The sequence below is a fragment of the Pseudomonas congelans genome (genome assembly GCF_900103225.1).
GTDB lineage: Bacteria > Pseudomonadota > Gammaproteobacteria > Pseudomonadales > Pseudomonadaceae > Aquipseudomonas > Aquipseudomonas congelans.
In genome coordinates this window covers 431,803-457,973 of the sequence record NZ_FNJH01000003.1, presented here as the reverse complement: position 1 = coordinate 457,973, position 26,171 = coordinate 431,803, and the positions used below count along the sequence as shown (strand labels likewise).

Sequence of the window (26,171 nt, the reverse complement as noted above, 5' to 3'; positions counted from 1 at the left end):
AGTCAAACCTTATAAAGTCGTGGAAGAGCCCGCTGCAGCGGCGTAAGTCTGGTAACTCTTCATCTGCTTCGCAATCTGCGAAATCTTGCTGGCATAGTCCGGGTCAGTGGCGTAGCCGGCTTTCTGCAATTCTTTTACAAACTGTTCCGGTTTATCGGCCGAATTGACCACTTCTTTATACCGGCTGTTGTTCTGCAACAAGCTGACCAGATCGTGGAAGCTGTCGGCATAGGAATCGTAGGAACGGAAGTCCGCCGTTTCCTTGACCATCTTGCCGTCACGGAACTCGCTGGTGATCGCGCGCGCTTCGGCACCCTTCCAGCTGCCCGCCGCCTTGATACCGAAGAGGTTGTGACTGCTGCTGCCGTCCTGCTGACGCATGATCGATTTGCCCCAACCGGTTTCCAGTGCCGCCTGCGCCACCAGCATGACCGGATCGACGCCGATACGTGCTGCGGCTTCCTTGGCCAGTGGCAGCATGGTTTCGACGAACTGATCGGCGTTGCTGAACGCACGCTTGGCCGGTGCCAGCGGCGGCTGGGCCATGGAGCGCACGTACTCCGGCGCCGGAGCCAGGTTCGGATCAAGTGTCCAGTCGCCGTTGTTGCCAGTAGCACCGGCTGTCGCGCGAGCGGGTACCGGGCTATTGCCGACGGCCGTTGTAGCGGAAGGCACGATGCCGGCCAACAGACGGTCGGTCAGTTTGGCGGGCAGCGACAGACGGCGCGAGTTGAGCATCGCCATATCATTGCGGCCTTCTCCGGACGCCGATGCGGCAGCCGCTGCCTGATCGGCAGCCGCCGAGCGCGTGGCCCACAAAGGACGCTGATAGACGCTGGTCGCCAGACCGGTCTTGGCCGGCGCAGCATCAGTAGCGGCCGTTGCAGCTTTGGCGGCGTCAGTCGTAGTGGTCGGCGCGGCGTGGTTTATCCCCTTGTCTTTGGACAATTGGCGCATCAGTACATCCTGCAAACCGATACCGTTGCCACGGGTGGACAGCGTGACCGCCAGTTGCTGGTCATACATATCCTGATACTGCCGCGTCGCCGCCGTGTTCATCGGGTTGTCCTTGGCCAGCACTTCGTTGGCCGAACGCATGGCCTTGAGCATCTGGCTGACGAACAGCGATTCGAACTCGCGGGCCACTTTCTTCTGGTTTTCCACACTGTCCTTGTCGCCATGCTTCAGCGACGCCAGACGGTTGACGTCGGTATAGGCACCCGAGTCGACCGCCGACGAAATTCCGCTCTTGGGCATATCCATGCTCGAATCCTCAGATCACGATCAGGTCGGCTTGCAACGCGCCGGCCTGCTTAAGGGCTTCGAGAATGGCCATCAGGTCACCGGGCGCAGCGCCCACCTGATTGACCGCGCGAACGATCTCATCCAGCGTGGTGCCTGGACCGAACTTGAACATCGGGTGCAGCTCCTGCTGGGCATTGACCCGCGAGCGCGGCACTACTGCAGTCTGACCGCCGGACAATGCGCCCGGCTGGCTGACGATCGGGTCTTCGGTGATGGTCACAGTCAGGCTGCCGTGAGTCACGGCAGCAGGCGAAACCTTGACGTTCTGACCGATGACGATGGTGCCGGTCCGCGAGTTGATGATGACCTTGGCAGCGGTCTGGCCCGGATCGACTTCCAGGTTTTCCAGAATCGACAGGTAATCCACACGCTGGCCCGGATCAAGCGGCGCGGTCACGCGCACCGAACCACCATCCAGTGCCTGAGCGACGCCCGGGCCCAGCAATTCGTTGATCTTGTCGACAACCCGCTTGGCCGTAGTGAAGTCGGAGCGATTCAGGTTCAGGGTCAGGGTATTGCCCTGATTGAAGCCGCTCGGCACCGAGCGCTCGACCGAAGCTCCGCCAGGAATGCGTCCCGACGACGGAACGTTGACAGTAATCTTCGAACCGTCACGGCCTTCCGCATCGAAACCACCGACCACCAGGTTGCCCTGAGCGATGGCGTAAACGTTGCCGTCGACACCTTTCATCGGTGTCATCAACAGCGCACCACCGCGCAGGCTCTTGGAGTTACCGATCGAGGAAACGGTGATATCGACGGTCTGGCCCGGCTTGGCGAAGGCAGGCAGATCCGCGTACACAGCGACCGCCGCAACGTTTTTCAACTGCACGGTGCCGGAGCCGGCGGGAACCTTGATGCCGAACTGCGACAACATGTTGTTGAAGGTCTGCAGGGTGAACGGGGTCTGGGTGGTCTGGTCACCTGTACCATTGAGACCCACGACCAGACCGTAGCCGATCAGCTGGTTGGCCCGTACGCCGGAGATGCTCGCGATGTCCTTCAGACGCTCGGCGTGAACGCCGAACGCTGTGGACAACAACAAGGTCGCCGCTATCAGTTGTTTGAGCTTGATCATGTCTATCCCGCTATCAGAAAGGGAACAACGGGCTGAGGAAGAACCGGTCGAACCAGCCTGGCTGGCTGGTATCGGCAAAGGCTCCGGTCCCCGAATAGGTAATACGTGCATCGGCGATACGGGTGGACGACACGGTGTTGTCGGTCGCGATGTCGTCAGCCCTGACCAGGCCGGCAATCCGCACCAGTTCATCACCGGTATTGAGGGTCATCCACTTCTCGCCACGCACCGCCAGAATGCCGTTGGGCAGCACATCCGCAACCGTCACAGTGACCGAACCGGTCAGGCTGTTGCTCTGTGCGGCCTTGCCATCACCCTTGGTGGACCGCGCGCCGTTGTAACCGGCGTTGAGGCTCAGGTCGTTGCCACCAATCGGGTTGTTGGTGGTCAAACCCGAGCCGAACAGCGAGGTCAGACCAATGCTGTTGGTGCTGTCCTTGGACATTGCCGAAGTGGCTGCCTTGCTCGCCGCCATACGCTCGGAAAGCGTGATGGTGATGATGTCGCCAATACGGAAGGCCTTGCGGTCGCCGTACAGGTTCTGCTCGAAACCGGCCTGATAGATGGCGCCATTGTTGGCAGCCGCCGACATGGGCGTACGCGGCAACACCGGAGCGTAATAAGGGTCATTGGGCTTGGCCGTCGGCGCAACACAGCCGGACAGCAGGGTGATCCCGCACAATGAAGCGATCAACACTGAAAAACGCGGAACACTAAGGCGGTTCATGACACTTGAAACCTCGCGGTGTAACAGGCGCTTATCAGGCGCCCCATCGGATTGAGCGGTTCTACGAGCAGCGACATCAAGGACTTACAGGTTCTGAGTCAGGTTTTGCAGCATCTGGTCAGCGGTCGAGATCACTTTGGAGTTCATCTCGTAGGCGCGCTGAGTGGTGATCATGTTGACCAGTTCCTCAACGGTGCTGACGTTGGAGTTTTCCAGGGTGTTCTGCAGGGTCGGGCCCAGGCCGTTGAGGCCAGGGGTGCCGATCTGCGGCGCGCCGCTCGAACCAGTTTCCAGGTACAGGTTGCCGCCGATGGCCTGCAGGCCGGCCGGGTTGATGAAGTCGGCGGTCTGGATGTTGCCGATGATCTGCGGTGTCGCAGTGGCACCTGCCAGTGTGACGGACACAGTACCGTCCTGACCGACCGTGAAGGTCTGGGCATTCTGCGGAACGACAATCGCAGGCTCGAGGGCGTAACCGTTGGCGGTCACGATCTGGCCGTTGGCGTCGAGGTGGAACGTACCGTCACGGCTGTAGGCAACGGTGCCGTCCGGCTGGGTCACCTGAAAGAAACCGCGACCGTTGACCGCCAGGTCCAGCGGGTTGTTAGTGGTCTGCAGGCTACCGGCAGTGAAGTTCTTCTGCGTACCGACAATGCGCACACCGGTACCCAGCTGCAGGCCGGAAGGCAGTTCGCTATCCTGAGTGGACTGGGCACCCGGCTGGCGTTTGATCTGGTACAGCAGGTCCTGGAACTCGGCACGGTCACTTTTGAAACCGGTGGTCGAGACGTTCGCCAGGTTGTTGGAGATGGTGGTCAGGTTGGTGTCCTGAGCGGCAAGACCGGTTTTGGCGACGTATAGTGCAGGAAGCATGTGTGTTCTCCTCGAGCGCCGGTTTGTCGGCGCAAGCTGTCATTGATTAGCCAAGTTGCAAGACGCGAGCCATAGACTGATCGTCTTCTTCGGCGGTCTTCATCATCTTGACGTGCAATTCGAATTGACGGGACAAGGCCAGTACCGAAGTCATTTCCTCGACCGCATTGACGTTGCTCGCCTGCAGAAAGCCGGACTCGACCTGAACGGTGGCATCTGCGTCGGCAGGCCTGCCGGTCTTGGTGTGGATCAGGCCGTCAGGGCCCTTCTCCATGGTCTTCAGGTCAGGCTTGACCAGCTTGATACGGTCGACCTGTGCCATCACCTGCGGACTCTCGCCCAGCGAACGAATGCTGATCGTGCCGTCGGCGCCGATCTCGATCTGCTGCTGAGGCGGCACGGCAATCGGACCGCCGTTGCCCATAACCGGCAAACCGCTGCCGTCGCGCAATACGCCGAGAGCATCGATGTTCATGCCGGAACTGCGGGTATAGGCTTCACCGCCGTCGGGCGTCTGCACTGCGATCCAGCCATCACCCTTGACGGCGATGTCCAGTTCACGACCGGTCTGCACCATGGCGCCGGCGGAAAAGTCGGTCCCAGGACGCTCGCTCATGGCGTAGGCGCGCGATGGCATGACCTCGCCAAACACCGGCATCGAGCGGGCCTGTTCAAGGTCACGCATGAAACCGTTGGTCGAGACGTTTGCCAGGTTGTTGGCATGAGCCTTTTGCGCGATCGCGTTTTCGGATGCACCGCTCATTGCGACGTAAAGCAACTTGTCCACAGTCTTCCTCCTCCGACAGACGCTTGCCGCCTGTAGCTGTTCTGAAAGGGTTAAAGCAATTTTTGAACCAACTTGTCAGGCTCGATACAAATGCTTGATTAGCCAGCAAAAACAGGCATCGGCCGCCTGCCTCTCGGCAAAGTGCCAGCCAATAGCGGCGGCGGACTGCCGCCCACCTCACGCCAAACCTCGCGCAACGCCAAAAAAACTTCGCAGGTGCGCGCAGACAGCCTGATCGACAGTGATAATCTGACCGACATCACAGCTCTCATCGGGAACCGCCATGTCTTTTCGCGTGTGCATTGTCGGCATCGCGGCAGCCAGCCTGACCAGCCTCGCCCTGCTCGCCCAGGCCGCTCCCGCGCATTACTACAAATGGCAGGGCGACAGTCGGATCGTTTGTGCCCAGACCAGTCCCGGCCCGGGCTGGAAACGCTTGAAAGGTCAATTCATCAAGGCCGACTGCTCGATTTGATCACTCACAAAAAAGCCCCTGTTTCAGGGGCTTTTTTACCATTTGACCAGCGACGCTTATTACGTCATCTGAATAGTGGTCTGCATGATGGTGCTCTGCGTAGAGATGGTCTTGGCGTTAGCCTGATAGTTGCTTTGCGCCTTGATCAGGTTGACCAGCTCAAGCGTCAGATCGACGTTGGATTCTTCCAGCGCCTGACCGGTGACATAACCCAGAGTCCCCGACTGCGGAGCGCCAGTGCCCGGGATGCCCGAAGAGAAGGTTTCGCGCCAGTTGGTCCCGCCAGCAGGCGCAAGGCCTTGCACGTTGGCAAAGGACGTCAGGGAAACCTGGCCGATGACCTTGGACTGACCATTGGTGTAAGACGCGAACAGTTTACCGGAGGCATCTACGCTCATGTCCTTGATCTGACCTGCCGCGTAGCCATTCTGCGCCTGCGCCGAACGGCCTGTTGCCGAAGCGGTCTGCGTCGAAGCCGTCATGTCCAGCTGGATACCCGAAGCAACACCCGCAGCGCCGTTGGGACCCCAGGTGGCCGAATTACCCGTACCGGTCTGAATAGCCGGTACCCAGTTGGTCACCTTGAAAGTGCCGTCGGCGTTGACCGCCACGTTAGCGCTTGGCGAAGGTGAAGTCGGCGTGGTGCCGGTATTGATGATCAGCGACCCAGAAGAGTCGAACGTCAGATTGTTTGCATCAGGCACCGTGCTGGCCGGATTACTGATATTACGCCCGTCAATCAGCGAGTACATGGTCCAGCTATTCGTACCATTCTTGGCAAAATAGCTTTCCATCCTGTGCTCGTTGCCTTGTGAGTCAAAGACGGTGGTGCTGTAAGTATCGTTGTAGGTTTTGGAATTGGTGGCATCAAACGGAGTGACCGTCGGAATGGCCGATGTCGAGTTGAGGTTGGCAGTGTTGGTAATCATGCTGGTCGGACTTGCCAGCTGGTTGGAGCTGTCCACTCGCAGATCACCGGAAGAGCCGACCATGACCGTGCCGTTTGCATCAACGTTATAACCCTGAAGGTTCATGCCCGAACTGTTGACGACGTAGCCGTCCTTGTCAGTATGGAAGGCGCCTGCACGGGTATACAACGAATCACCCTTGTTGCTGAGCATGAAGAAACCATTGCCATTGATGGCCAGGTCAAGTGAATTGCCTGTGCCGGTGGTCAGGCTGCCTTGGGAAAACTGCTGAGAAACAGCGGCCGTGGTAACACCGCTGCCGACACTTGTGCCGCCCGACGTGCCGCGAATCGATTGTGCGTACTGGTCAGCGAATTCGATGCGCGAACTTTTGAATCCAGTGGTCGCCACGTTGGCAATGTTGTTGCCGGTAACGTCGAGACTTTTGTTTGCAGCATAGAGCCCACTAAGGCCGATATTGAAAGACATGTTTCACTCCTGCGCCGTAGCGGCTCTACAATCCGATGGTTTGAACTTTGGACAGGGCAACACTGCCGCTGGCCAGGTTAAGCATTGTTTCCGCGCCATTGACACCCAGCGTGACGCTGTTGACCGTGGCGGGCAGGTAAGTCGCAAACTGGGTGTTCTTGCCGTCAACCGCGCCTTCCGCCTTGAAGCTGTAAGTACCCGAGGGCAGCGCAGTGCCGCTTGAATCGGTACCGTCCCAGGCGAAGTTGGTCGTGCCGGCGGCCTGGGCTCCCAGATCGACACTGTCAACCAGGTTCGATTGTGCGTCGTATACCTTGACCGTTGTCGCCGAGGTTGCAGCCGGAACCACGATCGAACCGGTCAGACCCTTGGTCGTGTCGACCGAGGTGCTGCCCGAATCAATGATCACTGAACGACCCACCAGCGATGAAGCCTGCAAGGCCTGGGACGACTTGTAACTGGTTGCAATCGTGTCAACGGTCGACGTCAGGTTCTGCATGCTTTCGAGGCTGCTGAACTGCGCCAGTTGCGCCACGAACTGGGTGTTGTCCTGTGGGTCCAGAGGATTCTGATTCTTCATCTGCGTCACGAGCAGTTGCAGAAACGAATCCTTGCCCAGCGTGCCGGTAGAATTCGTCGCCGTAGGCGTCGGGTTCTGCAGCGAATTCAGAAACGTCGATGAGACGCTGGTTGCTGAGGTGTTATCAACGGCCATAACTTTCGCCTTCTATCACTGACCGAGGGTCAGAACCTTCTGCATCATGGATTTAGCGGTGTTCATGATTTCCGCGTTGGTCTGGAAAGACCGGCTGGCAGAAATCATGTCGGCCATTTCTTCCACGACATTGACGTTGGGGTAATAGACATACCCGTCCTTGTCAGCGGAAGGATGATTGGGCTCGTAACGTGCTTCGAGGTTCGAGCTGTCTTCGATGATGCCGTTGACCTGAACGCCCTGCCCGGCTTCGCCCTGATCCTGAAACAAAGAACCACCGGTCGACTGCTGACCCTGCATCACGGTGGCGAACACCGGGTGACGGGCACGATAGGTCTGGTCCATGCTCGAAGACACGGTCTCGGCGTTGGCGATGTTGCTGGCCGTGGTGTTCAGACGCGTGGTCTGGGCACTCATGGCGCTACCGGCAATGTTGAACACATTGGCTAGTGACATGAATTATTCTCCGCGAAGGGCTGCAACCAGCCCCTTGAACTTGCTATTGAGCAGTGTGAAGCTGGCCTGGAAGCCCATGGCGTTCTCGGTGTAGCTGGCCTGCTCGACCTGGGAATCAACGGTGTTCTGGTCCAGCGAAGGCTGCGACGGAGTGCGATACATCAGCGTTCCGTCGTCATTGCCCATGCCCTCGGCTTCGATATGGCGGCTGTTGGTCTTGTTCAGCGCGAAGTGACCGTTCTGGGCCTTGTCGGTTTCGGCAGCCAGCACCGAAGAAAACTCCAGATCGCGAGCCTTGAAGTTCGGGGTGTCGGCGTTGGAAATGTTGTTGGCCAACACCTCTGCCCGCTGAGCCCGGAAGTTGAGGGCCTTTTCATGTATGCCTAGCGCTTTATCGAAGCTGATGCTCATTTCGGGAAACCTTTGCCGGTTGACCTGATTCTGTTGTTACTGACAAAGCAATCGGCGTGCCATGTTGTAAAAGCCAATGTTTGCAGGGTCTGCAGGCGGCGGCGAGGCGGCAATGCCAGAAAAGCGGCAAGGCATTTCCGCTGTGGAGGGGCAAAGCGGCAAGGGGAGTGCCGTTTTTTTGCCAGTATGGGGGGTGTAGCTTGGGTGAATCGTCTTGTATTTGCGCTACAGGATCGTGGTAATGACCGATACACTCAGGCGCACAAGGAATAGGGATTAGAAAGGAGCTTCATCTTGGTCGACTCAATAGGCAAGAACAGTAACCCGAGCATTAACACTGCAAAAGCCGTGGTCTCCCCCACCACCTCACCACTCACCCGCGATCCCTCTGCCACCTCAAACGAAAAACTGGATTCAGGCAAACTTTCTTCTCTTTCTGTGCAACTCAGCGAAAGCGCGACGCGTGCGGCGTCAAGAGATGCGAGCCTTGACCGTAACGCCTTGAGTGAAAAAAACAGCCAGTTGACAGAGCAACTGGTAGGAAGCAGTTACGACGCCAATAAAGCCAGTCACGATGCCGAAGTCCCCCAAAGCAAAGATTCTGATCGCCTGGAACGCGCAAAAAACGCGACTGAATTCGTTACTGGCAGTGGAAAGAACCCGTTTTCCGGCATGTCCCGAGACCAGCTTTCACTCATCGCCTATGACGAAAGCGGCGACTTTACAGTCAACGAAAAAAAGTCAGCCTGGCTGGAGTCCTATCGCCAAGAGAGGGTATGGCGCCAGCAAGTTGTAGCCGAAGGAAGCGCTGAATACAGTAAGACCGGCAAGCTGACTGACTTTTACACATCGGTTCTCGATCACTATAAAGGGCTGCCAGCCATCGAGCAGTCGCAATACCCTTCCAGCTATGGAACCAAACTTCAGGACTGGATTGATCAAGACTTCAACTACAAAACGCACGCCACTGAAGGTAATGCTTATGATAAAAGCCTTCTGAACAAAATCCTCGATCCTGACAGCGCGATATTTTCAGGCGAAGGCGCTGCCGACACTGAATCTTGAACGTCTACTATTAAAGGGAGTTTTATTTTGGTCACCTCCGTCAATACGAACGGCAGCACTGGCGCTACGGCACGCACCCACTCACTTTCATCTACCACTTCAAACTCCCCCCGCCCCCCTTCTGCCACCTCAAACAAAACGCAGGACTCAGGCAAGCTTTCTTCTCTTTCTGTGCAACTCAGCGAACGCGCGACGCGTGCGGCGTCAAGAGATGCGAGCCTTGATCATGATGCACTAGGGGCGAAAGCAGCTGAGCAGCTTGACCAGATCATTGGCCGACGCTACGACGTCAACAAGGCTAAAAATGATGCCGAGATGCCTGACACGACTGATCCCGAACTGCTGACACGCGCGAAGAAAGCAACTCAATTCGTAAACGGCGGTAGAGAGAATCCCATCGCAGGCATGTCTAGAGATCAACTGTCACTGATCGCCTACGACGAAAGCGGAACATTTACCGTAAACGAGAAGAAAGCTGCGTGGGTTGAGGACTTCAATCAGGAATCCTTGTGGCGCCAGCAGTTTGCGGCCAAGGCGATGGCGGAATATAACAGCACTGGGAAACTCAACAACGCGTTCGGTGAATCTCTGGAGCATTTCAAAGGATTGCCTGCCATCGAAAAAGCGCAGTACCCGGAGAATTATGAATCCAAAATACAGGGCTGGATTGATCAAGACTTCAATTACCTGACCAATACGGCTGAAGGCAAAAGTGACGCTCAATATTTCATCGGCAAGCTACTGACCCGTAATGAAAGCTTATTTGGCGACAGCGCATCAGCCGCCGACTCACCATCCACCGAATGAAAGTCCGGGAGGTTTTCGATAATCACCGCCTGGACAACGCTTTCAATCAGAGACCCAGCTCGCTCAAACCCGGGTGATCATCCGGTCGGCGTCCCAATGGCCAATGGTATTTGCGCTCGGACTCGGCGATCGGCAAATCGTTGATGCAGGCAAAGCGCCGTTGCATGAGGCCGTTTGCGGCGAACTCCCAGTTCTCATTGCCGTACGAGCGGAACCAGTTGCCGGAGTCGTCGTGCCATTCGTAGGCATAACGCACTGCAATGCGGTTATCGGTAAATGCCCACAGTTCCTTGATCAACCGATAATCCAGTTCCTTGCGCCACTTGCGCTCAAGGAACGCCTGAGCCTCTGCGCGACCATTGACGAACTCGCTGCGGTTACGCCAGTAGGTGTCTTCGGTGTAGGCCAGCGCGACTTTCGCCGCATCGCGCGAATTCCAGCCATCCTCGGCGCCGCGGACTTTCTGTATGGCGGTCTCCAGGGTAAAGGGTGGAAATGGCGGTCTTCCTTTATCACTCATCTCAGCGTCCTCAGAACGGTTTATAGGGCAGGAATTTTCCATCGAGGGTGATCACGGCTCGCTCGCCCCCTTCAGGGTCTTCGACTTTCTTGATGTCGAGCTTGAAGTTGATTGCGCTGATGATGCCGTCGCCGAACTGCTCATGCACCAGTGCTTTCAGCGTTGTGCCGTAGACCTGAACCATTTCATGGAAGCGGTAGATGGTCGGGTCACTGGAGACGTCTTCGACATTGCCGCGCAACGGGATGGTTTGCAGTTCGGCGACCGCGTCCCGGTCCAGCCCGAGACGCTCGGCGACCACCTCGGCCACCGCTTCCGGCAAGGGGTGCTGACCAAGCAAGGCAGCGGTGACATACACCACGCTCAACCCCGTACCTTCTGCGAGCCCCACCCAGGTCAGGTTCTTTGCAGTCTTGGCCTGCAACACACGTTCAGTCAGATGCTGGCGCGGCGCCCTGGAAATATTGCTGTGCGGCATTGGTAACCCTCCGGAATGAATTCACGTCAACCACAGCATCGGTAAGTATCACCATAAGATCCAAGACTGATTTATGATCATCGCCATAACCCTGACTTATGGTGATGCCGTGCTGTTACGCCACATACGCTATTTGCTGGCAGTCGCTGACCATGGCAATTTCACCCGGGCGGCCGAGGCCCTGCATGTCTCCCAACCGGCGTTGTCACAGCAGATCAGGCAACTGGAAAGCAATCTGGGGGTGCAACTGTTCGACCGCACCCGCCGCAGTGTCGTGCCGACCGATGCCGGCCGTGTGTATCTGGACCACGCGCGTCGCTGCCTGCTTGAGCTGGATGCCGGAAAGCGTGCGCTCAACGATGTCAGCGATCTGTCACGCGGACAATTGCGCCTCGGCGTCACGCCAACCTTCAGTGAATACCTGATAGCGCCGCTGATCGATCGCTTCAGCGCGCTGTATCCTGGCGTGGCAATCATCCTCACAGAGCTGCCCCTGGAGCAGATCACCGAGGCATTGATCAGTGACGCGCTCGATCTGGCCATCGGTTTTGCCGGCAGTCACGGTGTCGAGATAGACGGCCAGCCTCTATTCGATGAACAACTGTGCCTGGTCATGGCCAAGCCTGGCCTCGAGACTCAGGTCGCGCTGACACTTGAGGACCTGCAGGCGCTTCGCTTTGCCTTGCTGGCCCCTGGATTTGCCACTCGCCAACTGCTGGATACCTGGTGCCAGACGCAAAACTTCAAGCCGACGGTCGGCCTTGAAGCCAACTCGATTGCCATTTTGCTCAAGGTCGTCGCCCAAGGCCGCATGGCTACCATTCTTCCCGATGCCATCGTTCGCGAGCAGCCTGGGTTACGCGAAGTTCAGACAATCCCTGCCCTGCCAGGGCGGACGGTTGCGCTGCTGCGGCGTAAAAACGGATACCAGAGTGCCGCAGCAAACGCTTTTGCAAAACTGGTGAGCGGCAGTAGAACTCAAACATGAAATCGATGGACAGACGATAAGGGCTGGTTTCAGTCGCCCACAAAAAAAGAGACCCGAAGGTCTCTTTTTTCATGACAGACAACTGGCAGACCATCACTTGGCCTTGTAGATGATCCCGGGGCTGCACTGAACCATCTGGTAGTGATCAGGCAGACCGTTGAGCGCTTCGGAAGCCCCCAGAAACAGGTAGCCGCCTGGCTTGAGCGTGCCATGGATGCGCAGCAGGATGTCTTTCTTCACTTCGGCGGAGAAGTAAATCAGCACGTTGCGGCAGAACACGATATCGAATTTGCCCAGCGAGGCGTAGCTGTCGAGCAGGTTGAACGAGCGGAACTCGACACGACTCTTGATCGGCGCCTTGACCACCCAGCGGCCCGGGCTTTTCACGTCAAAAAAGCGCTGCAGACGATCCGGCGACAGGCCGCGGCCGATGGCCAGGCTGTCGTATTCGCCGGTCTTGCAGTTATTGAGCATCAAGCCCGACAGATCGGTTGCGACGATCTGCACGCCCGATTTGAGCTGACCCTGATTGGCACGTTCGAACTCATCGATGGACATCGACAGCGAATACGGTTCCTGTCCCGACGAACAGGCCGCCGACCAGATGCGCAGTCGCTGACCGGGGCTGGCCTTGATCTGCTCGGGCAGCACCTTGTTCTTGAGCACTTCGAACGGATAGGTATCGCGAAACCACAGGGTTTCGTTGGTGGTCATCGCATCGACCACCTGCTCGCGCAAGCCACTGCGCGGCTGGGTCTGAATACGCTGGACCAACTCGCCAAGCGACTTGATGCTTTGCTGCTCCATCAATTTGTTGAGGCGGCTGGACACCAGGTACTGCTTGTTTTCCCCAAGCAGGATGCCACAGGCTTTTTCCAGAAATACCCGGAACTGATCAAAATCCAAATTACCCGTAGACAAAGTGCCGCCTCTCAAATCATGTGAATCACCAGGGACGACGCCCCCGGCTGGTTATTCTGCTGCCTTGATCCGCGCAACAACCCTGGCTGCCAGATCATCAGGCCGGAATTTCGCGAGAAAATCATCAGCGCCGACTTTCTTGACCATCGCTTGGTTGAATACCCCTGACAGCGAGGTATGCAGAGTAATGTGCATCTTCTGCAGACGGGGATCATTGCGTATTGCTGCGGTAAGGGTATAGCCATCCATCTCCGGCATTTCAATGTCGGAGATCATCATCAGGAACTCTTCTTCAGGTTTTTTGCCTTCTGCGACCATCTTGAGCAGGTAATCCAGCGCCTGACGACCATCGTTGAGTGCTACGACTTCCACCCCGACGGTTTCCAGGCAGCGGCTCACCTGTTTGCGCGCCACCGACGAGTCGTCGACGGTCAGCACACGCAGGGAAACAGCTTTGTGCTGAACCTCGGCGTCAATCACACCAACCGAGATTTCTTCGGACACCGGCGCGACTTCGGCGAGAATTTTCTCGACGTCGATGATTTCCACCAACTGGTTATCAACCCGGGTTACGGCGGTCAGGTAATGATCGCGCCCGGTACCCTTGGGTGGTGGATGAATCTCTTCCCAGTTCATGTTGACGATGCGTTCGACAGAATGCACCAGAAAGCCCTGAACCTTGGTGTTGTACTCGGTAATGATGACGAAGGAATTAACCAGCGAAATCATGCCTGTGGATCCTGTCGCCATTGCCAGATCCATGATCGGGATCGTGCCGCCACGAATGTTGGCCACGCCCCGAACGATCTTGCTCGATTTGGGCATGATGGTGAGTTTCGGGCATTGCAGTACTTCTTTTACCTTGAAGACGTTGATCCCATAGAGCTGCTTGCCGTCGAGACGGAACAAGAGCAGCTCTAGGCGATTCTGACCCACCAGCTGAGTTCGCTGGTTTACCGAATCCATTACACCTGCCATGCCGAACCCCCTTACAAAATGACCGCCGCCCAGACACCAGATCAACAAGCGGCACGGGCTTTGCTATTTATTACGTCATGAACGCAAAGACGACAATTTCTCGACACCTCGCATTAGAAACCCGCAGGCTTCTGTGCGCAATCGCCCTGCTGTGCCTTTCCAGCACGGTGACCCTTGCTCGTGCCGAGAATTTCACACTGCCTGAACAGCTTATCGGCGTCACCCAAGGGTTTCTTGAGTTCACAGTAGAAGACTATTTGGCAACCAACCAGATTGACGGGCGTCATGAGATACAGGTCAAGCAGCTCGACCCGCGTTTAAGGATGGGTGCCTGCGACAAGGATTTGACAGCCACACTGGAAAGTCCGCGCCCGGTTGGCCGGGTTACCGTACGGGTGCGCTGCGAAGGTTCTTCGCCCTGGACGGTGTTTGTGCCCGCCCAGGTGCTGCTGTATCGCAACGTCGTGACGGTAATGCGCCCGCTCAAGCGTGACGCGATCGTCACCGAAGAAGACGTTGCAATGCGCGAGCGCGATGTCAGCAGCCTGGGCCAGGGTTTTCTGGCGTCGCTGGATCAGGCAGTCGGTCAGAAGGTTGTCCGACAGATGGTCATCGACCAGGTCATTACCCCGGTGGCGCTTGAACAGCCACAAATGGTTCACAAGGGCGATCAGGTGGTCATCATCGCCCGCAGCGGCTCGCTGGCGGTTCGCATGCCCGGCGAAGCAATGTCCGATGGAGGCTTCAACGAACAGATACGGGTGAAAAACCTCAATTCCCAGCGGGTGATCAAAGCAAGCGTCACCGGCCCAGGGCAGGTGGAAGTCGCTATGTAATGCATTGATGGTGGCGCGAAGGGTGTGTTTTTTTTAGACTGCGGGGAATGCCCGACGGCAAATGTCGTCTATTGGGAAGCTTTCTCAAAATCAGCCTAAAGTTTGATAGGGGTTGGCCGAAAACAAGGCAAGCGTCCAAACACCCAGAGGTTTTTTCAATCATGGTCATAGATTTCAGTCGCCTTAACAACTCACAGTCTGTTGCCGGTGCTTCACGTACCAGTGCCAGTAAAGACACCGCCAAAACCGATGCTCCAGCCCCTGCCGCCACCGCAGGTGTCAAAAGCACCGGGGAAACTTTTTCCTTGAGCAGTGAGGCTCAACAGTTGCAGAAAATCACGGACAAGCTGACCGATCTGCCAACCGTCAATAGTGCTCGCGTTGCCGAGCTCAAACAGGCCATCGCCGACGGTAGTTACACAGTGGACAGCAACCGTGTCGCCAGCAAACTGTTGAATTTCGAAACCCAACGCTAAGCCAAGGCTGGCGCTGGATATTCTGGACGCTTAAAAACCAGAGCATGCGATGCAAGACACTACTTTGCTGCAGATGATCAACGACGACATGGTTTCGGCCCGACAGCTCCATGAGCTGTTGCAGGCCGAATCATTGATTCTCCACGGTCGCGACATGGGCGAGATGGAGCAGGTCCTGGCGCAGAAACAGGCGCTGGTCATTCTTCTCGATCAGCATGGTCGCAAACGTAGCCAGGTGCTTGCGGGCATGGGGCTGTCAGCCAATCGCAGTGGTCTCCAGCAACTGGCCGAGCAGTCGGATATCGGCGAGCAATTGCTGCTGGCTGCCGACGAACTGAATACGTTGATCAACGAATGCCAGACGCTCAACGAGCACAATGGTAGTCTGATCCAGATGCAGCAGGTCAGTACCGCTCACCAGCTTCGCATCTTGAACGGTGGCGATACGCCTACACTCTATGACAGCCGCGGGTCGACTGCACTTAGAGCAAAACCACGCCCTCTGAGTCAGGCGTAACTTCCTGTATCAAGGTTTCGTGCATGGTGGCAGAATGCCTGATGTTGCGTTGCCGTAGTATTTTGCCTGGAGATTCAAGAACGTGAATGGCTCAAGCGCGGACGATGCTCCGCAGCCCCCGAAGGTTCTCAATACACCTTTGGAAATTGCCGCCAACCTGCGGCTGCTACTCGAGAGTCATGATCCTCTGATCATTACCTTTCATGAGCGCCCCCAGCGCTTTCAAAGCTATATGCTTGAAGTCGACCGTGACAACAACGTCATGGCCCTCGACGAAATGATCCCCCGCGATGGCGAACGCTTTCTGAGCAACGGCGAATCCTTCCGTGTCGAAGGCTTTCACGACGGCGTGCGGATTGCCTGGGAAAGTACTGCGCAAATGGACATCCTCAGCACCGACGGTCAACGCATGTACCGTGGTCCGATGCCTGAGGAAGTGGTTTATCACCAGCGGCGCAACGCATTCCGGGCCGCGCTGAAGCTGGCGCAACTGGTCGACGTCGAAATCGGCGGTGACCGCCTGAAGTTCACGCTGGCCGGCAAGCTGCTGGATATTTCTGCCACCGGCTGCAAGTTGCGCTTCGAGGGCGACGTGTCCGATCGCATGCAATTGGGCCAGGTATACGAACGCTTTGTTGCCAAGCTGCCTTTCGGTGCCATGACCGCGCCTGTCGAGTTACGCCATCTGCATTTCGAAGAAAGAATCAACACTACCTTTGCCGGCGTACGCTTCCACAATATGAGTGGGCTGGTGCAGCGTCAGGTCGAACGTTTCGTCTATCAGTTACAGCGCGAAGCACGACGCTTCGACAAAGACGACGACTTCTGACACTCAGCTGAAAATCCCCGACGATTGCGGCGTTACGGCCGCAATCGTGCGCTGCCCTCCTCTACCCCTCAGGCCTTCCAGGTCTCGCTTTCACGCTCGCGTTCATGCTCATCGGCTTCGGCGGTTTCGGCGGTTTCCGCTCCGGCAGCCGTCTCGGTCTGAGCCATAACCTCGCCTTCCGTCTCGACCTCCGCTTCAGACACCACCTCGGAATCCGGCTCTGGCTCTGGCTCAACGGTCGCCTGCATCTGTTCCTGAACCACCTGCTCGTCGACACGCGGGTCAAGTGCAACCACCAGCGGCGAGCTGGACATACTGTCCGGCATCGCAACGTGGTGCAGCGGTGCGTTTTCGACCTGGTGCAAGTGAGTGACGGCCTTGGGCCTGATCAGCAGTACCAGAATCACGCCAGCGCCACAGACGAACGCGTACAGCATGTGACCGCCAAACAGCTTCATCACCACACCCGCTGCCAAGGGACCGATACTGGCACCAATGCCGTAGGTCATGAGCAACATGGCCGTCAGCGACACTCGGCGCTCGGCCTCGACGTGGTCATTGGCGAATGCCACTGCCAGCGGATAAAGGCAGAACTGCATCAGCGAGGCCAGAAAACCGACACCGAACAGCACCTCGACCGGCACGCTGGGAAACACCGCCAGCGGCAAAGACGCCACCACCAGGGCGGCGGCAAAGATACGCATCAGTACAGAACGGTCATAGCGGTCGGACAGCAGGCCCAACGGCCACTGCACCAGAAACCCGGCCAGAATGCAGCAGCCCATGAACAGACCGACCTGCTCGGTGGACAGCCCCTGCTCGGCGGCGTAGACCGGTGCCAGACCGTAGAACGAACCGATGATCAGACCGGCGCCCAGTACCGCCGTCAACGACTGCGGCACACGCTTCATGAAGAAGCGCGGCTCCAGTGGTGCCGGATGCAGCGGTGCCGGGTGAATCGCGCGGGTCATCGCGACCGGCACCAGGCACAGAGCGAAACACATCGCCACCAGCATCAGCAGTTCAGGCCCCAGTTGCGGGTGCACCACCAGTACCAGTTGACCCAGCACCAGCCCCAGGTAGGACGCGATCATGTAGCCGCTGAAGACCATGCCGCGCTGTTTGGCGGCCGCCTGCTCGTTCAGCCAGCTCTCGATGACCATGTATTGGCACATCATGCCCAGACCGACGATCACCCTCAGCACCAGCCAGGCTGGCAACCAGCTGATCAGGCCATGCCCGAGCACCGCGGCACCGACGATGCCGGCACAGGTGGCGTAGGCGCGAATATGACCGACACGGCCGATCAGGCGGTGACCGATCTTGCCACCCAGCACCAGACCGAAGTAGTTGGCCGCCATCAACGCACCGACCCACAGGCTGTCAACCTGATCGGCGGCCAGGCGCAGCGCAAGATAAGTGCTCAGCAGACCTGAGCCGATCAACATCATCAACGAGGCAAAATAAAGCGCTCGAAAGGACTTCCAGATTTGGCGCATCAACTTTCCAAAAATAGGGAGTCGCCCGACTGGGCGAGCCCGACACTGCGATTCTTAAACCTGAGCAGCCAGCACACGCCGTTCCCAGGGGGTTATCTCGTCAAAAAAACTGGTCAGTTCCAGGGTCTTCGACGCGATGTAGCCTTCGATGAATTCATGACCAAACAGTTCCTTGGCCAACTGACTGCTTTTCAGACGCTCCAAAGCAGCGTGCAAGGTACACGGCAACGACAATTCTTCCGGCACCTCCAGTTCGCCCTGCAGGGGCGGCGTCGGTTGCAGTTGCTGCTCGATGCCGTACAACCCGGCCGCCAGACTTGCCGCGATGGCCAGATAAGGATTGGCGTCAGCGCCCGGCAGACGATTCTCCACCCTTCTGGCCGCCGCTGCACTCGATGGAATGCGTAATCCGGCAGCGCGATTATCGTACGACCAGCAAGCGTTATTGGGTGACGCGTAAGGGTGGCACAGGCGCTGATAGGAATTCACATTGGGCGCGAACAGCGCGGTGAAGTCCGCCATGCAGGCTTGCTGACCAGCAATAAAATGACCAAACAGGTCAGTCGGCTCACCCTGCGCGTCACTGAAGACGTTCATTGCGGTCTCCGCTGCCACCACACTCTGATGAATATGCATCGAACTGCCCGCCGTATGGGCGAGCGGTTTGGCCATGCACACCGCGATGAGCCCGTGCTTGAGCGCGACTTCCTTGAGCAGGTGCTTGAACAGAAAAGTCTGATCGGCCAGCAGCAGCGGATCGCCATGCAACAGGTTGATCTCGAACTGGCTGACACCCATCTCGTGCATCACGGTGTCACGCGGCAGCCCCAGCGCTGCCATGCAGGCATACACCTCGGCGAAGAAAGGTCGCAAACCGTTGTTGGAGCTGACGCTGAATGCCGAATGCCCCTGTTCGCGTCGTCCGTCCAGCCCTGTCGGCGGCTCAAAGGGATAAAGCGGCTCGGGATTGGGCGCAAAGACAAAAAACTCAAGTTCGGTGGCCACCACTGGCACCAGGCCCCGTGCGGCGTAACGGGCAATGACTGCCTTGAGCTGATTGCGGGTGGAGAGCATGCATGGCTGGCCATCGAGGTCCTGCGCATCACAGATGGCCAAGGCACGCGGCGACGTGCTCCAGGGCAGACGGTGGAGCTGCTGTGGATCACTGATCAGCGCCAGATCGCCGTCATCACTGCCGTAAAAGCGCGCCGGCGGATACCCGCCCATGATGCATTGCAGCAACACGCCGCGCGCCAGCTGCAAACGACGGCCCTCGAGAAATCCTTCAGCCGTCATCACCTTGCCGCGCGGCACACCGTTCAAATCCGGGGTCACGCACTCCACTTCATCAATGCCCATCAGCTGCTGCGCAGGCGAATGGGGGTCATTGCGTGTCATGGTCAATCCTTTGTCATCGTCCAGGCCGCGTGGCGGCAACCCGTACAAAATACGCAGCGGACGTTCAGGATTTCAAGCGCTGAAAAGACTCCGTGGTCACGATCACGACGTAACCACTGCACGCGCTGGCGAAAGTGGTTTTGGCCGGGTTCTTGCTGTGTACCAGGATCACAACAGTTCGACTGTCATTTTTATGTCAATGGCGACTTCAGACAGGGAAGCCTTTGAAGCTGATGCCCTTTCGAACAGCAATCGGATAAACACGAGCAGAGACCCCTCCATGAGCGCACCGATTCCCGTAACTCGTCCTCTGTTACCGCCTCTGGAGGAGTTCATTCCCTACCTCGAAGAGATATGGGAAAGTCGTCAGCTCACCAACGGCGGTCCGTTTCACCAGCAGTTGGAAAAGGAGCTGGCCGAGTACCTGGGCGTGCAACACCTTTCGCTGTTTTCCAACGGCACCCTGGCGCTGATGACCGCCATCCAGGCGCTGCGCATCAAGGGCGAGGTCATCACCACGCCCTACTCGTTCGTCGCAACCGCCCATTCGCTGCTCTGGAACAGCCTGACGCCGGTTTTCGTCGACATTGATCCGGGCACTTACAACCTGGACCCGGACCGAATCGAAGAAGCCATTACCCCGGCAACCACGGCGATCATGCCCGTCCACTGCTACGGCATCCCCTGTGACGTGGACCGGATCCAGCAGATCGCCGATCGTTACGGCCTGAAGGTCATCTACGACGCTGCCCACGCCTTCGGCGTACAGCATCGCGGGCACAGCCTGTTGAATCACGGTGACCTGTCGGTCCTGAGCTTTCACGCCACCAAGGTGTTCAACACCTTCGAAGGGGGCGCCATCGTCAGTCCGGATGCCAAGACCAAACAACGCATCGATTACCTGAAAAACTTCGGTTTCGCCGACGAGGTCACGGTGGTCGCGCCGGGCATCAACGGCAAGATGAGTGAAATCAACGCCGCGTTTGGCCTGCTCCAGTTGAAGTACATCGATGCAGCGCTACTCAAGCGGCAGCGTATCGATGAGCGCTATCGCGATGCGCTGGCAAACATCCCGGGCCTGAAAATCCTCTGGAAGAGCACCGAAAAACACAACTATTCATACTTTCCGGTGCTGGTTACCGAAGACTTCGCGATTTCCCGCGATGACCTTTACCAGCGGTTCCGCGACCACAATATCCTCGCGCGCCGTTACTTCTATCCGCTCATCTCCACCTTCCCGATGTACCGGGGCCTGGAGTCGGCAAAACCCGATCGCCTCAGCGTTGCGAGCGGCCTGTCCAGCCAGATCCTGTGCCTGCCGATCTTCGACAGCCTGACGGATGAAGCCTTCGACAGCGTGATGAATGTGATCGTCAACGCCAGCAAAGAGAACTGCTAATGCGCACGTGCCCGGTCTGCTCCTGTCGTTTTCCGAACTTCTATCCGCTGGGAAGAAGCTACCTGGAAACAGCCCATCGATTGAACGTTCATTACTCGATGGAAGACTACGAAACCCTGAATGTCAGCCAGTACAGCTGCCCGGAATGCGCAGCCTCGGATCGCGACCGGCTTTACGCGCTGTATGCCATGCACATGCTGAATAACCCTGACGGCACAGTGTTACGCATACTGGATATCGCACCGGCGCCGGTGCTGTCCGGGTTTCTGCGTAGCCTGCCCAATGCCCGCTATCGCTCCGCCGACCTGTTCTCGCCCATGGCAGATGACAAGGTCGATATCATGGACATGAACCTCTACACCGATGAGTCTTTCGATCTCATCGTCTGCTCACATGTACTTGAACATGTACGTGACGATGCAAAGGCAATGTCCGAGCTCTATCGCGTTCTGGCCAAAGGTGGTTCTGCAATCCTGATGGTGCCGATTCTGCTGACCGCCACCGAAACCGATGAAGACCCGGATGAACCCAGTGTCGACGAACGCTGGGCGCGCTTCGGTCAGGACGATCATGTGCGCATGTATGCCCGGCACGACTTTCTGGCCCGCCTCGAACAGGCCGGTTTTCACGTCGATGCCCTCGGTACCGGAGCATTCGGCGAGGGCGTATTCAAGCAGCATGGCATTACCGAACAGTCGGTCTTGTACATAGGCCGAAAAGCCTGACTTCAGCTATCGATCAAGGATGCCGACTGCGCTGAACAGTTGGTTTTTTCAACATTTTGCACACGTGGTAATGCGATGAGTTCTTCACGTCTGGTCAGTATTGTTATTCCGGCTTACAAGCCTGCTTTTTTTGAAGCATCGCTTGCCAGCGCACTCCGGCAGAATCATGACGAAATCGAGATCATCATCACTGACGACTGCCGCGACGAAGGCATCAAGACCATTGTCGACAAGCTCAGTCCGGGCAGCCGCTGGCCGATCCGTTACTTCAGGAACGAGACGCCACTGGGCGAGGAATACAACAACGCCAGAGCGATCAGCCTGGCGCAGGGTCAGTACATCAAATTCCTATATGACGACGACATCCTGCTGCCAGACTGTGTCCGCCTGCTGTTCGATGTGCTGCATGACAGCCCGGATATCAAGCTGGTGTCGGCAGTGCGCAAACGGATCGACAGCAATGGCGATCTGCTGCCCGACAACATATACACCGCTTACCCCTTCGGCCAGAACGTCGTCATTGACGGGCCGCAGCTCGTCTCGTTTCTGGCTCAACACCCGGTCAACTTCATCGGCGAACCGGCTTCGGTGATGTGCCGCCGCGAAGACGTGCTCGCGTTCGGTCAGGAAATCATGTCGCTCAAAGGCGTTTTCGTCTGGGGTCTGGGTGACGTTGCGCTTTATCTGAAGCTGCTTCGTCAGGGTAACCTGGCAATGCTGGCGCGACCGTTGTCGTACTTCAGGGTTTCAGATCAGCAAACCAGTGAACTGGGGCGCACGAGCCCTCATCTTTCTCGCGACGGTCACGCCAACCACTACAGGCTGACCCGCGAACTGGGCTGGGTAAGGCCTGACGAGTTCAATGGCAAAGTCAGAATCGCGCCGTTGGCGCAGCGCGACAATGTTCAGGAGATGGACCTGCTGGCGTATTTCGACAGAAGGCCCGAAGCCACCGTTCGCAATACCCGTGCGGCCCAATGGCTGGGTCACCGTCGTCCTACCCCCGCACAGCACGCGCTGCTCGCCGAGCACTTGCAACAACATGATGGCGGCCCGGCGATTGCCATCGTCGTGTCGGACTTCAATCAGCAACCCGAGAGCGTATTGAGTACGCTGCAGAGCCTGGCCTCGGATGCGCCGCTGCTCGACAAACTCAAGGTCTTTGTCCTCGCCGATTACGACAGGAACCAGCAGACGCCACTGCAGGCTCAGTTGCCCTGGCTGCAGGCCAGCGTGGAAAACCGCGCAACGGTCATCAACGAGTTGATGCAGGAGAATGACCATGCCTGGTGGATTCTGGTCGACGCGGGCATCACCTTCACCCAGAGCGGCCTGCTGTGTGCCGTGCTGAAAATGATCGAAGCCCCCGAAGCCTGCGCCGTGTTCGGCGACGAGGTGACCCTGCACGCACAGGCAGGTGCCAATCTGGTGTTTCGACCGGACTTCAGCCTGGACTACCTGCTGACCTGCCCGTCGGCCACCAGCCGCAACTGGCTGTTCAACCGGGAAAAGGCCCTGACAGTGGGCGGCTTCGATCCAGACCATGCGCAGGCCATCGAGCTCGACCTGATCCTGCGCATGATCGAGGATGCGGGCTTTACCGAATTTGCTCACTCTTCCGAGCCCATGATCATCGCGCCGATGTGGCAGCCACAGGACAACTACGATCAGGCGCGTACCGTGCAACGCCATCTGCACACACGCGGCTACGCAGGCAGTCAGGTACATGCCCTGAAATCGGGACATTACCGGATCGATTACGGCCATGTGGATCAGCCTCTGGTGTCGATTCTCGTCACTTCGCATGACACGCTGGAGACGCTGCTGCCCTGCGTGGAAAGCATTCTGGAAAACACGGCGTACTCGTTCTATGAAATTCTGATCTGTGACAACAACAGCCAGTCTGCGCAGACCCGGGAATGGCTGGCGAACATCGACTCGATGCAATCGGAGCGTATCCGTGTCATTCGCCACGAGCAGACATTAAGTCCGTCGGCGCTGCTCAACTCTGCTGCCGCGCACGCGCTGGGCGACTACCTGCTGATGCTGGACAGCCACGCCCTGATCATCCAGCCGGAATGGCTCGACCACCTGCTCAACCATGCACAGCGACCTGAAGTCGGCGTGGTCGGCGCGAAGCTTGTTTCCACGGATGGCAATGTTGTACAGGCCGGGATCATCGTGGGCCTCAATGGTACCGCTGCCCCTGTCACTGCCAGTGATATCGCAACGTCCGCGAGCGATGTGCAGCGCCTGGAAACCGATCAGAACTACAGTGCTGTCAGCGGATCCTGCCTGATGATTCGCAAGTCGGTGCATGAACAAGTGCAAGGGCTGGACGAGCACTTGTTCCCTCTGCACTTCAATGATGTGGACCTGTGCCTCAAGGCGCGCAGCACCGGCCACCTGGTCGTCTGGACACCACACGCCATCGTTGCGCTGCGCCCGAACGACGCGCTGTTCGACGCCGAAGCCCTGGACTTCGCGACGCGCGCGCTCTCCCATCGGTGGCTGCACTACATGGCCTGGGACCCTGCCTACAACAGGAACCTGGACCTGAGCAAAAGCTTTGCACCGCTGAGCAACCCCGAGTTGAGCTGGCGACCGCTGACCCACCGTCCGCTGCCCGTCGTTCTCGCTCAACCCTGCAATCACGGGGCTGCCGGCAATCGCATCAGTGCCGTTGTGCAAAACCTGCGTACCGAGTGCAAGGTAGACGGCGTCATCAGCCATACGCCACTCCCGTTCGTGGAGATCGCCAGGCTCAGCCCCGACGCCGTGGTCATTCAGGGGCCGGTAAACGATAGCCTGATCGCCAGCATCAACGCGATCAAGGACCATACCAATGCCCGGGTGGTCTACGACCTGCCGGAGTATCCGGCTTACGCTGAAATCGCCAAGGGCGCCCCGCCACTCGCTGCGGTGCAGGCGTCATTGCGTCACGGGCTGGCGCGGGCTGATCGGGTGACAGTGCCGACCCAGGCGCTGGCCGAGCTGCTGGGAGATTCGCATCCCGATGTGCGGGTCATCGAGGACCGACTTGATCCGAGCGTCTGGCTGAACCTGCAGAGCCAACGTCAGACGCGGCCCAAACCGCGTGTCGGCTGGGTCGGGGAAGTGTCCGGACTGGATGATTTGCTGATGCTGACAGAGGTCATCAAAGCGCTGGCCGACCGCGTCGAGTGGGTCATCATGGGCCCCTGCTCCCGCTGGCTGCGGCCTTATATCCACGAATTGCGCGCGTCGGTGGAAGGAGCATTATTCCCGGGCGCACTGGCCAGTCTGAATCTGGATCTGGTACTGGTGCCGGCCAGATCGAATCTGCTGAGCCAGAGCAAAGGCGCAGCTTCCCTGCTGGCGTTGGGCGCGTGTGGCTATCCGGTCATCTGCAGCGACAGCCTGTGCGCTGAAAGCAACCTGCCGGTAACCGCTGTCAGCGAGGCTCCGTCGGCCTGGATCGCAGCAATAGAAGCGCACATCGATCACCCCGAGCAGTCAGCGCAGCGAGGGGATGAGCTGAGGCGCGAAGTGTTGCAAAACCGGATGCTGGACAAGGCGCACCTGCAGGAATGGTGCGGTCACTGGGCGCCCTCCTCGTGACTTGAGTCACCGCAGCCTGGGGCCACCTTGATAAAGGGGCCCCAAGCCACGGGCAGTGGGCATCGAGCAGCTGTCAGGCTTTCTCCAGTACGACCTTGATGAAGTACTTGTCACCTGACTCATCGATAAAATAGGCGTTCTTGAAGTCACCGTGCGACGTGGCCCGTAGCAGGTTGATATGGTCGCGCAACGAACCTGTCTCTTCGAGATCCAGCTGACACAACTCGTTATAGGCTTTGATGCCGTTGTAGTTGCCTTCAGACAGCGGTTTGAACACTTCGTACTGTCCTTGCAGAATGTCCGCAAGACACTCATGCATGAGCGCCTTCTCCACCTCGACCACCTTGTTGTAGACCTCGAGTGACGTGTCACCCGAGCCCACCTCTACCTGTCTCTGGACAATGATGTGGCCGTGATCGATGGCTTCATCCATGACATGGATAGTCGCCCCTGCGGGCAGGCCATTGAGAATGGAAAAGGCCTGAGGGTACCAGCCACGATTGAACGGATTGAAGCCGGGGTGAAAGTTGATACAGCGCACCCCTTCAACCAGACGTTTCGGAAAGAGCTGTTTGCAATGAACACTAAGAACCAAATCGTAATGCTCGATGATGAAATCCACGACCGACTCGTCCTTGACATCGATCACTCGCGCGCCGAGATCGACCATGCCCTGCGGTGTGTGGTTGTAAGCGGTGTAACGTAGATCGACGTCGACTGTCAGATCGCCTGCCAACGCCTCGATACACTGCAGCAACGTCGCAGAAAGCGGCTTGTTATCGGAAACGACCAACAGCCTGATTGGCGAATGAGGCTGAGTGTTTTCTGTCAACTTCACGGTGTTATCCATATGCCAGTTAAATGTCCGATCGCGCCGAAAATATAGCAGCGATCGTCAACACGATGCGATA

27 protein-coding genes are annotated in these 26,171 nt (G+C 57.8%); 11 read left to right on the top strand and 16 right to left on the bottom strand.

Features of this window, described 5'->3' with window-relative positions:
- Nucleotides 1–9: 9 nt before the first annotated feature.
- From flgJ to BLR20_RS13420, 5 genes are all read right to left on the bottom strand, one after another.
- Complete coding sequence (gene flgJ, locus BLR20_RS13440; RefSeq protein WP_054994001.1) at nt 10–1,263, bottom strand: flagellar assembly peptidoglycan hydrolase FlgJ; 1,254 nt, start codon at nt 1,261–1,263, stop codon at nt 10–12.
- A 10-nt stretch (nt 1,264–1,273) separates the two neighbouring features.
- Entirely contained in the window at nt 1,274–2,383 is a 1,110-nt protein-coding gene (locus tag BLR20_RS13435; RefSeq protein WP_003347335.1) for a flagellar basal body P-ring protein FlgI, read from the bottom strand.
- Nucleotides 2,384–2,396: 13 nt separating this feature from the next.
- On the bottom strand, nt 2,397–3,110 hold the full coding sequence (gene flgH, locus BLR20_RS13430; protein ID WP_010428035.1) for a flagellar basal body L-ring protein FlgH: 714 nt from the start codon (nt 3,108–3,110) through the stop codon (nt 2,397–2,399).
- An 84-nt stretch (nt 3,111–3,194) separates the two neighbouring features.
- Nucleotides 3,195–3,983, bottom strand: a complete 789-nt coding sequence (flgG, locus tag BLR20_RS13425; protein WP_002554310.1) for a flagellar basal-body rod protein FlgG — start codon at nt 3,981–3,983, stop codon at nt 3,195–3,197.
- Between the two features lie 46 nt (nt 3,984–4,029).
- Nucleotides 4,030–4,770 carry a flagellar basal body rod protein FlgF gene (locus tag BLR20_RS13420; protein WP_003370079.1) on the bottom strand — a complete coding sequence of 247 codons (741 nt, stop codon included), beginning with the start codon at nt 4,768–4,770 and terminating at the stop codon, nt 4,030–4,032.
- Between the two features lie 283 nt (nt 4,771–5,053).
- Between BLR20_RS13420 and BLR20_RS13415 the strand changes: the two genes are divergently transcribed.
- Nucleotides 5,054–5,245: a hypothetical protein gene (locus BLR20_RS13415; RefSeq protein WP_054994000.1), complete on the top strand. Its 192-nt coding sequence runs from the start codon at nt 5,054–5,056 to the stop codon at nt 5,243–5,245.
- 59 nt (nt 5,246–5,304) lie between these two features.
- Here BLR20_RS13415 and flgE read toward each other — a convergent pair whose 3' ends face one another.
- The 4 genes from flgE to flgB are packed head-to-tail and all read right to left on the bottom strand — an operon-like array spanning nt 5,305 to nt 8,224.
- Nucleotides 5,305–6,642, bottom strand: coding sequence for a flagellar hook protein FlgE (gene flgE, locus BLR20_RS13410; RefSeq protein WP_010428042.1), 1,338 nt, complete (start codon nt 6,640–6,642; stop codon nt 5,305–5,307).
- A gap of 25 nt (nt 6,643–6,667) precedes the next feature.
- The gene (flgD, locus tag BLR20_RS13405; RefSeq protein ID WP_010428043.1) at nt 6,668–7,357 is read right to left on the bottom strand and encodes a flagellar hook assembly protein FlgD; all 690 of its coding nucleotides are present in this window, start codon (nt 7,355–7,357) and stop codon (nt 6,668–6,670) included.
- A 15-nt stretch (nt 7,358–7,372) separates the two neighbouring features.
- Nucleotides 7,373–7,813, bottom strand: coding sequence for a flagellar basal body rod protein FlgC (gene flgC, locus BLR20_RS13400; protein ID WP_002554316.1), 441 nt, complete (start codon nt 7,811–7,813; stop codon nt 7,373–7,375).
- Between the two features lie 3 nt (nt 7,814–7,816).
- On the bottom strand, nt 7,817–8,224 hold the full coding sequence (gene flgB, locus BLR20_RS13395; RefSeq protein WP_003316778.1) for a flagellar basal body rod protein FlgB: 408 nt from the start codon (nt 8,222–8,224) through the stop codon (nt 7,817–7,819).
- 294 nt (nt 8,225–8,518) lie between these two features.
- Between flgB and BLR20_RS13390 the strand changes: the two genes are divergently transcribed.
- Both BLR20_RS13390 and BLR20_RS28120 read left to right on the top strand, forming a co-directional pair.
- Nucleotides 8,519–9,289 carry a hypothetical protein gene (locus BLR20_RS13390; protein WP_235810014.1) on the top strand — a complete coding sequence of 257 codons (771 nt, stop codon included), beginning with the start codon at nt 8,519–8,521 and terminating at the stop codon, nt 9,287–9,289.
- A gap of 27 nt (nt 9,290–9,316) precedes the next feature.
- Complete coding sequence (locus tag BLR20_RS28120; RefSeq protein WP_235810013.1) at nt 9,317–10,096, top strand: hypothetical protein; 780 nt, start codon at nt 9,317–9,319, stop codon at nt 10,094–10,096.
- A gap of 46 nt (nt 10,097–10,142) precedes the next feature.
- Here BLR20_RS28120 and BLR20_RS13380 read toward each other — a convergent pair whose 3' ends face one another.
- Both BLR20_RS13380 and cynS read right to left on the bottom strand, forming a co-directional pair.
- The gene (locus tag BLR20_RS13380; RefSeq protein ID WP_010428047.1) at nt 10,143–10,616 is read right to left on the bottom strand and encodes a nuclear transport factor 2 family protein; all 474 of its coding nucleotides are present in this window, start codon (nt 10,614–10,616) and stop codon (nt 10,143–10,145) included.
- A 10-nt stretch (nt 10,617–10,626) separates the two neighbouring features.
- Nucleotides 10,627–11,094: a cyanase gene (cynS, locus tag BLR20_RS13375; protein WP_010428048.1), complete on the bottom strand. Its 468-nt coding sequence runs from the start codon at nt 11,092–11,094 to the stop codon at nt 10,627–10,629.
- 73 nt (nt 11,095–11,167) lie between these two features.
- On the opposite strand from cynS, the gene cynR reads away from it, so the two are divergent.
- The gene (gene cynR / locus BLR20_RS13370) at nt 11,168–12,082 is read left to right on the top strand and encodes a transcriptional regulator CynR (protein WP_032611927.1); all 915 of its coding nucleotides are present in this window, start codon (nt 11,168–11,170) and stop codon (nt 12,080–12,082) included.
- Nucleotides 12,083–12,175: 93 nt separating this feature from the next.
- Here the strand turns inward: cynR and cheR are convergent, their stop codons facing one another.
- Together cheR and BLR20_RS13360 are read right to left on the bottom strand one after the other, a co-directional pair.
- Entirely contained in the window at nt 12,176–13,003 is an 828-nt protein-coding gene (gene cheR, locus BLR20_RS13365; RefSeq protein ID WP_003347319.1) for a protein-glutamate O-methyltransferase CheR, read from the bottom strand.
- A gap of 51 nt (nt 13,004–13,054) precedes the next feature.
- Nucleotides 13,055–13,981, bottom strand: a complete 927-nt coding sequence (locus BLR20_RS13360) for a chemotaxis protein CheV (RefSeq protein WP_010428050.1) — start codon at nt 13,979–13,981, stop codon at nt 13,055–13,057.
- A 77-nt stretch (nt 13,982–14,058) separates the two neighbouring features.
- Between BLR20_RS13360 and flgA the strand changes: the two genes are divergently transcribed.
- The 4 genes from flgA to BLR20_RS13340 all read left to right on the top strand — a co-directional run bounded on the left by flgA (nt 14,059) and on the right by BLR20_RS13340 (nt 16,639).
- Entirely contained in the window at nt 14,059–14,817 is a 759-nt protein-coding gene (flgA, locus tag BLR20_RS13355) for a flagellar basal body P-ring formation chaperone FlgA (protein ID WP_003417867.1), read from the top strand.
- Between the two features lie 161 nt (nt 14,818–14,978).
- Complete coding sequence (flgM, locus tag BLR20_RS13350; protein ID WP_010428051.1) at nt 14,979–15,293, top strand: flagellar biosynthesis anti-sigma factor FlgM; 315 nt, start codon at nt 14,979–14,981, stop codon at nt 15,291–15,293.
- 49 nt (nt 15,294–15,342) lie between these two features.
- Nucleotides 15,343–15,810, top strand: a complete 468-nt coding sequence (locus tag BLR20_RS13345; protein WP_054993999.1) for a flagella synthesis protein FlgN — start codon at nt 15,343–15,345, stop codon at nt 15,808–15,810.
- A gap of 82 nt (nt 15,811–15,892) precedes the next feature.
- A complete protein-coding gene (locus BLR20_RS13340; protein ID WP_003316768.1) occupies nt 15,893–16,639 on the top strand; it encodes a flagellar brake protein in 747 nt (248 codons plus the stop codon).
- Nucleotides 16,640–16,707: 68 nt separating this feature from the next.
- Here BLR20_RS13340 and BLR20_RS13335 read toward each other — a convergent pair whose 3' ends face one another.
- Together BLR20_RS13335 and BLR20_RS13330 are read right to left on the bottom strand one after the other, a co-directional pair.
- Nucleotides 16,708–18,138, bottom strand: a complete 1,431-nt coding sequence (locus BLR20_RS13335) for an MFS transporter (RefSeq protein WP_054993998.1) — start codon at nt 18,136–18,138, stop codon at nt 16,708–16,710.
- 54 nt (nt 18,139–18,192) lie between these two features.
- Nucleotides 18,193–19,434: a glutamine synthetase family protein gene (locus BLR20_RS13330; protein ID WP_162235670.1), complete on the bottom strand. Its 1,242-nt coding sequence runs from the start codon at nt 19,432–19,434 to the stop codon at nt 18,193–18,195.
- 382 nt (nt 19,435–19,816) lie between these two features.
- On the opposite strand from BLR20_RS13330, the gene vioA reads away from it, so the two are divergent.
- The 3 genes from vioA to BLR20_RS13315 all read left to right on the top strand — a co-directional run bounded on the left by vioA (nt 19,817) and on the right by BLR20_RS13315 (nt 25,260).
- Nucleotides 19,817–20,935 carry a dTDP-4-amino-4,6-dideoxy-D-glucose aminotransferase VioA gene (vioA, locus tag BLR20_RS13325; RefSeq protein WP_032611934.1) on the top strand — a complete coding sequence of 373 codons (1,119 nt, stop codon included), beginning with the start codon at nt 19,817–19,819 and terminating at the stop codon, nt 20,933–20,935.
- Entirely contained in the window at nt 20,935–21,660 is a 726-nt protein-coding gene (locus tag BLR20_RS13320; RefSeq protein WP_054993997.1) for a methyltransferase domain-containing protein, read from the top strand. The genes vioA and BLR20_RS13320 overlap by 1 nt, the downstream gene beginning before the upstream one ends.
- A 75-nt stretch (nt 21,661–21,735) precedes the next feature.
- On the top strand, nt 21,736–25,260 hold the full coding sequence (locus BLR20_RS13315) for a glycosyltransferase (RefSeq protein ID WP_054993996.1): 3,525 nt from the start codon (nt 21,736–21,738) through the stop codon (nt 25,258–25,260).
- A gap of 73 nt (nt 25,261–25,333) precedes the next feature.
- Here the strand turns inward: BLR20_RS13315 and BLR20_RS13310 are convergent, their stop codons facing one another.
- The gene (locus BLR20_RS13310) at nt 25,334–26,098 is read right to left on the bottom strand and encodes a dTDP-4-amino-4,6-dideoxyglucose formyltransferase (RefSeq protein WP_010428063.1); all 765 of its coding nucleotides are present in this window, start codon (nt 26,096–26,098) and stop codon (nt 25,334–25,336) included.
- Nucleotides 26,099–26,171 lie beyond the last annotated feature (73 nt).